This is a genomic window from Catenibacterium sp., from assembly GCF_052354645.1.
Taxonomy (GTDB): Bacteria; Bacillota_I; Bacilli_A; order Erysipelotrichales; family Coprobacillaceae; genus Catenibacterium; species Catenibacterium mitsuoka_A.
The window spans coordinates 1-6,525 of sequence record NZ_DAWDDM010000104.1 but is presented as its reverse complement, the minus strand read 5'-3'; the positions used below and the strand labels follow the sequence as shown (position 1 = coordinate 6,525).

General features: G+C 32.9%; 7 protein-coding genes. 3 read left to right on the top strand and 4 right to left on the bottom strand.

Features of this window, described 5'->3' with window-relative positions:
• The 3 genes from ACT8VG_RS05990 to ACT8VG_RS05980 form a co-directional block, all read left to right on the top strand.
• Positions 1 to 254: hypothetical protein (locus ACT8VG_RS05990; protein ID WP_444195399.1), on the top strand; the 254-nt coding region annotated here is incomplete at its 5' end.
• A gap of 19 nt (positions 255 to 273) precedes the next feature.
• Positions 274 to 1,263, top strand: coding sequence for an ornithine carbamoyltransferase (gene argF / locus ACT8VG_RS05985; RefSeq protein ID WP_286181614.1), 990 nt, complete (start codon positions 274 to 276; stop codon positions 1,261 to 1,263).
• Positions 1,263 to 1,709, top strand: a complete 447-nt coding sequence (locus ACT8VG_RS05980) for a hypothetical protein (protein WP_195921246.1) — start codon at positions 1,263 to 1,265, stop codon at positions 1,707 to 1,709. Before argF ends, ACT8VG_RS05980 begins: the two co-directional genes overlap by 1 nt.
• A gap of 47 nt (positions 1,710 to 1,756) precedes the next feature.
• On the opposite strand, the gene ACT8VG_RS05975 is transcribed toward ACT8VG_RS05980, so the two are convergent.
• From ACT8VG_RS05975 to ACT8VG_RS05960, 4 genes are read right to left on the bottom strand one after another with little or no spacing between them, the layout of a single operon-like run.
• Positions 1,757 to 2,665 (bottom strand): DNA recombination protein RmuC, encoded by a 909-nt coding sequence (locus tag ACT8VG_RS05975; RefSeq protein WP_217106279.1) that lies wholly within the window; start codon positions 2,663 to 2,665, stop codon positions 1,757 to 1,759.
• A gap of 1 nt (position 2,666) precedes the next feature.
• A complete protein-coding gene (gene rlmD, locus ACT8VG_RS05970) occupies positions 2,667 to 3,929 on the bottom strand; it encodes a 23S rRNA (uracil(1939)-C(5))-methyltransferase RlmD (RefSeq protein ID WP_432272435.1) in 1,263 nt (420 codons plus the stop codon).
• A 17-nt stretch (positions 3,930 to 3,946) separates the two neighbouring features.
• Positions 3,947 to 5,029, bottom strand: a complete 1,083-nt coding sequence (locus tag ACT8VG_RS05965) for a YihY/virulence factor BrkB family protein (RefSeq protein WP_440252425.1) — start codon at positions 5,027 to 5,029, stop codon at positions 3,947 to 3,949.
• Between the two features lie 29 nt (positions 5,030 to 5,058).
• Positions 5,059 to 6,342, bottom strand: a complete 1,284-nt coding sequence (locus tag ACT8VG_RS05960) for an HlyC/CorC family transporter (RefSeq protein WP_288704835.1) — start codon at positions 6,340 to 6,342, stop codon at positions 5,059 to 5,061.
• Between the last annotated feature and the right edge of the window lie 183 nt (positions 6,343 to 6,525).

Below are 6,525 nucleotides of genomic sequence, written 5' to 3'. Positions count from 1 at the left end.
CTATTCCAGTACTTAGAAAAATGACTCATCTACCTGTAATCATTGACCCATCACATGCTGGTGGTAAATGGTGGTTAGTAGAACCAATGGCTAAGGCAAGTGTGGCAGCAGGATGTGATGGATTACTTATTGAAGTACATAATGATCCAGAACATGCATTATGTGATGGGGCTCAGTCATTAAAGCCTAAAAAATATACAAAACTTATTGAAGAATTACGAGAAATTGGTAAAGTAGTAGGTAAAGAAATATAAGTAGAAAGGAAGTATAATTATGGATTTACACGGGAGAAGTTTTTTAACACTTAAGGATTATACTAAAGAAGAAATCTATTATCTTCTAGACTTAGCTAAAAAGCTAAAGGCTAAGAAGAAAGCAGGAAAGATTGGTCATTCACTTGAAGGCAAGAATATTGCCTTATTATTCGAAAAAACATCTACACGTACAAGATGTGCTTTTGAAGTAGGTGTTCTTGATGAAGGAGGACATGCTACTTTCTTGACTCAGTCACAGATGGGAAAGAAGGAGTCAATTGAAGATACAGCGAAAGTACTAGGTAGAATGTTTGATGGAATTGAATTTAGAGGATTTAAGCAGGAAAATGTTGAAGCATTAGCTAAGTATTCAGGAGTACCTGTATGGAATGGTTTAACAGATGTTGACCACCCTACTCAGACTTTAGCTGATTTTCTAACTATTCAGGAACATCTTGATAAGCCTTTAAATGAAATTAAGTTTGTCTTTACTGGTGATATTAGAAATAATGTATGTTATGGATTAATGTATGGTGCATGTAAGGTGGGAATGCATTTTGTATGTTTAGGTCCTAAATCATTAGAAATGGATCCAGAAGTTGTGGCTTATTGTCAGGAAGAATGTAAAAAGTCTGGTGGAAGTTTGACTATTACTGATGATACAGATGCAGTTGATGGTGCTGATGTTATCTATACTGATATCTGGGTTTCAATGGGTGAAGATGAATCATTGTATAAGCCAAGAGTGGAATTATTAAGTCCATTTAAAGTAACCAAAGAATTAATGAGTAAGACACATAATGACAATACATTATTTATGCATTGTCTACCATCTTACCATGATTTCGAAACAGAAACAGCAAGAGTAAAACATGAACAGGGATTAGATGTTCGTGAAGTGGATGATGAAGTATTCAGAAGCAAAAACTCTGTTGTATTTGATGAAGCAGAAAATAGACTTCATACAATTAAAGCTGTTATGGTTGCAACATTAGGTAAAGAAGATTAATGAAACATTTATTTACATCTTACTATGATGACAAAGGCATGTATGTCATATATAACGAAGAGACTGCAAATGCGGATAGTGTAATTGAGTATGTTGTTGTGATGTTAGAACAGTTTATCAATACACTTGCAGAAGAATCTGATGAGACAATTGAAAATGTAATAGAGATTGTCGGTAAGGATTTTAATGATTTTGTTTCCAGTTATTATGAAGGAAACTACGAACTGCTTGTTTCTAAGGCAGTGGATCGTGGTTTTGCGCATGAGCAGCAGGAATTAGTGGGAGTAAGAGATGAGAATGCGATTGGTATAGACTTAGAATTAAGTAATTATAGTGATCTATTCTTATTGATGTCATTGGCTGTTCTAAGTTGTGATTATAGTGATAATGCGAAAGATATATTTACATATCTTGAAAGCATGAATAAAAGTGATTCTGTAAATTAGACTGGAGGGGTTTTCCCCTCCTTTTTACGTAAAAAAATAGAAGAGGATTACTCCTCTTCTATAGCACCATCATAGGCTTGATTGATTGTTTTACTGATCTTATTTTTAGATATCTCTAGTTCCTTCAGACTCTTTTCAAGAGAACCTAAGTTCTTCATGACTCTGTCATAACGTTCATCTAAACGATTCGTATCTTCTTTAAGTTTAATAATACGCTGTTCTATTTCTTTAATATTCTCAGAACGATTAAAGTCTTTAGTAATATTAATAAGTGTAAAGACAACCCCCATAAGTGTAGAAGGAGATGTCATTAAGACCTTCTTATTATGTGCATAATCATATAAATCAGCACATTCATCACATAAATAAAGATAGATGGCTTCACTAGGAATAAACATTACCGCCTCTTCCAATGTTTCCTCGGTAATATATTTACTAGAAATATCATCTATATGCTTCTTTACATTCTTCTTGAATTCATTGCGATAAACAACATCCTTAGGATTATCTACTATCTTTAAATAGTTCTCCATAGGAAACTTAGAATCAATAATGAGTACTTTAGTATTACCTGGTAAATGTAAAGCGGCATCCCCTATTTTTCCATTACTTAAATGATATTGTGATTCAAAGATATGTGAATTATCACCACAATAAAGAGATAGGATATGGTAGAGCTGATATTCTCCAAATGTCCCTCTCTTTTTTGTATTGGTCATAATTACATTAATATCATGCATATCATTGATCATCTGATTTATTTTTGTATCAGATTGACCTAGTGATGTACTCGCATCATTTAACATCGTAATAATAGAATTATATTGTCTATCAAGAGATGAACTATTTGCCTGTGTTTCAGCCATCTTCTCATGAAGTTTCATCTGTGTTGTATAGAGAAGATAAATAACAACAACCAATAGTACAATACAAATAATACTTAATACAATTTCCATATTACTTACGCTTTAAATCTACAATAATTTCTAAGCGAGGTGTATGTGGTTCTTTATCTAGTGAGATAATAGTATTCACATCATACATTTCTTCTAATTGATGTAATGTTTTAGCGAGAGTACTCATGTTATCAGATACAATAATTAAATGTTTAATACCTGATAAAGTAATAGACTTCAATAAATCTTCAGTCATACCATCAACAGTTTCATTGATGATTAATGCATCATATCTATGATTCTTTAAATGATGTGCTGCCTGATCATTGACATGACCTGCAACAAATAACTTGTTGTCTAATTCTAATCTCTTTGCGTTTTCAGTGGCATCATGGATACTTACCTTATTGTCATCAATTGCGACAACTTTGTTTTCAAGCTGTAATTCCATAATTCCTGAACCACAACCCATAGACAATACTTCTTCCTTCTTATCTAATAAAGAAGCAATCTGTCTTGTCTTTTCATCATCCATTTCTGGGTTAAGGATCATATCAGAACGTACTGAAATCTTGAAATCCTTATACTGTGCATGTGTCTGACCATAGATTCTCTTGAATCCCTGTTCATAGAAATCCTGATAACGAGATGTATTTACTGTATAATATAATGCAGTCACTTCATCCAATGCAGCGATTTCTTTAGTCACAGTCTGACTGATACCATCCTGTCCAGTAACGAATGCCACCTGCATTTCTTCACCAATCTGTCTAACAATTAAGAATCTTAAGCCCTTCTTGAACTTATCATTATAATCACGACAGTTATTTGCATTAAGAATATCTTCGATCTTTACTAGTAAAGAATTGATCTTCTTTGTCTGAAGAGGACAATGATCCATTAAAGTAAGGAACTTTGTTTCACGCTGGTAAACGCCCACACATAACTTTCCACTGAAGTAAGTAATTGGGAAAGCAACGATATGACGATAATGTTCTGGCTCTTTCATTCCTACAACAGGCTTGATATCCAAGTCTTTTACAGATAAATCTGTATATTTATGAAGTGTTTCTTTTAATAATTCACGTTTATGAACTAACTGATCAGCATAATTCATATGCTTTAAAGCACATCCCATACACTGATTGTACTGATCACATTCAGGATCCTTTCTTGCTGATGAAGGCTTCTTATATGCAGTCACATGACCTAACATATAAGTCTGTGTCTTCTTATCAATTTCTACTTCAACCATTTCTAATGGTAAAGCATTCTGTACGAAGATAACTTTCTTCTTAATATAACCAATACCTTCACCATTAATACCAAGCTTCTTGATATTTATTTCTTCTCTTTCTTTTCTTGGTTTTGATGAAAATCTTCTTGGTTTTGAATCAAATTCTCTTGCTGGTTTCTTATCGAAGTCTTCTCTTGGTTTTCTGTCAAAATCTCTTCTTGGCTTCTTGTCGAAATCTTTTCTTGGTTTTCTGTCAAAGTCTTTTCTTGGCCCTCTATTTTCTTTCTTATAGCCTTTGTCAGACCCCTTGTTGAAGCCTTTGCGGCTATCCTTTCTAGGTTTTCTGTCGTTGTTAAAGCTTTTTCTTCTTGGTTTACTCTTTCCAAAATCTTCTCTTGCCATTTTACGTTGTTCCTCCTCAAGTATGCAATATGAGTTAAATACATTCCTACATAGAAAATCTCACTTGCCCAATCAAATACAAATAAGATAACACAGATTGAGGTAAGTGGTCCATATAAAGATGTAAAATCTGCATATTTAAAATAATAGTTTAATGCAATATATAAAATCACTATCCCACCAGAAGTTATAAAGGCTCCCTGAAGGGCTTCATGATATGTGATACGTTCTCTTGGGACTATCATATAGATAGCCATAAAAAATAGGACCATAATAAGAAATAATAGGACAAAGCGCATAAATGCAATGCCATATAAAAAATGAAATGCTTTAGATATAGGTCCTGTTGCAAGTAATACAATAGAAATCAATAATGTACCAAGTAACAGCATTGTCACCTTAAAGACATAGATATACCAGGCAATCACTGATTCAGTTCTTTCTTCTATCGCAAACATCTTCTTAGAAATATCATAGATATTTCCTACACCTCTAGATACAGCATAAAAAGACCAAATAAACACTAATATAGAGACTGTATTTAAAGAACTACCCTTTAATGTATCAATCAACATCTCTGCATAAGCTGGCTGTATAAACTCTTTAATACCCATCTCTAGAATATCTACACTTATATGCAAAGAAGATGTTACAACTGCAATAATAGTCATAGAAGGGATCAGCAGGATGATAAGATAAAATGATAAGGCGGCGCTAGAGAAGCTTGGTACATAATAACGATAGTCATCATATATAGCCATTGCTTTATTATATATATCTTTCATGACTGCTCACCTCCAAAAGAAAAAACACTTTAATCGTGTTTTTCTTCATTTTCTTTTTGACTTTCCTCTTCTGGAATAATAAGTCTCAATAATTCAATTCTGTTTTTATCAATCTTTTCAATAATAAACATACAGCCATCTACATAAACCTTCTGATGAGGGTTGGGTGAACCATTCACCTGACCTAAGACAAGACCACCAATAGATTCAAATTCTTCAGAAGCGAATTCTGTACCACAACGGTCATTGACTTCATCTATGTTTAAACTGCCGTCTACTAAATAAACATTCTTAGAGATTTTCTTTACTTCTTCACTATTGTCATCATATTCATCATCGATTTCACCAACGATTTCTTCAACAATATCTTCTAATGTCACAATACCAGCCATAACACCATATTCATCTAATACAACTGATAAAGACACATGTTCCTTACGCATAGAAGCAAAAACATCTGAAATATGATTAAATTCATAAACGAAATAAGCATCTCGCATATAATCTTTCACCTGGAAATGTTCATGATCAACAGGCTTCATTAAGATATCCTTGATATGTAATACACCAACAATCTCATCACCCTCTTCTGAAAGAACTGGTAAACGAGAATATTGCGATTCCTGTAATACAGCAACCACTTCATCATAAGTCGCATCATAATCAACTGTAGCCACGTGAATACGTGGTGTCATGATTTCTTTAATATCAGTATCACCAAAATCAAAGATATTATGCATCATTTCTTTTTCTTCATCTTCTAATACACCTTCTTCATGAGACACGTTTACAATTGTTTTTAAGTCTTCTTCAGAAAGTGTAGGCTGTGGATCAATATTACCACCTAATATATGAATTAAGCCATGAGACACTGCAGTTAAGATAACGACAACTGGTGTAAATATAAAATTTATAAATTGAATAAAACGACAGAATCTATAACATAATGCTTCAGCTTTACTAACGGCTAAAGTCTTTGGTGTAATTTCACCAAAAATAAGAATCATTAACGTAACAAACCCTGTTGCAACTGCAACACCTGTTCCTTCATTACCAAATACACTAATTACAAATGATGTAGTCAATGAAGAAGCTAAAATGTTGACAAGGTTATTGCCTACTAGAATTGTACTTAACAAATGATCTGTATCTTCTAAAAGATTAGAAACAATTAAAGCTTTTGCATGATGAGGATCTTCTTCATCCTCACTTACAGTCTTTACTCTAATCTTAGAAACAGACATAAATGCAGTTTCTGCACTAGAAAATAAGCCTGACAATCCAATCAATAAAATAAAAATAACAACCATCATTATCTGACTCGAGTCCACGACACTATCATACTCCTTTAATAACTATATTGAGTGCTGTATACAAAAGCACAATTCTATTATACATTTTTTATAAGAAACATCAATAAAAAACAAAAAGGAGGAACAAATGTTCCTCCCGATGAACGATTATTATTTAAGTAATGATCTATATAATCCTTCATT

Coding starts and splice junctions, on each gene's coding strand:
- argF (WP_286181614.1), top strand. CDS start 274: ATGGATTTACACGGGAGAAGTTTTTTAACACTTAAGGATTATACTAAA.
- ACT8VG_RS05980 (WP_195921246.1), top strand. CDS start 1,263: ATGAAACATTTATTTACATCTTACTATGATGACAAAGGCATGTATGTC.
- ACT8VG_RS05975 (WP_217106279.1), bottom strand. CDS start 2,665: ATGGAAATTGTATTAAGTATTATTTGTATTGTACTATTGGTTGTTGTT.
- ACT8VG_RS05965 (WP_440252425.1), bottom strand. CDS start 5,029: ATGAAAGATATATATAATAAAGCAATGGCTATATATGATGACTATCGT.
- ACT8VG_RS05960 (WP_288704835.1), bottom strand. CDS start 6,342: ATGATGGTTGTTATTTTTATTTTATTGATTGGATTGTCAGGCTTATTT.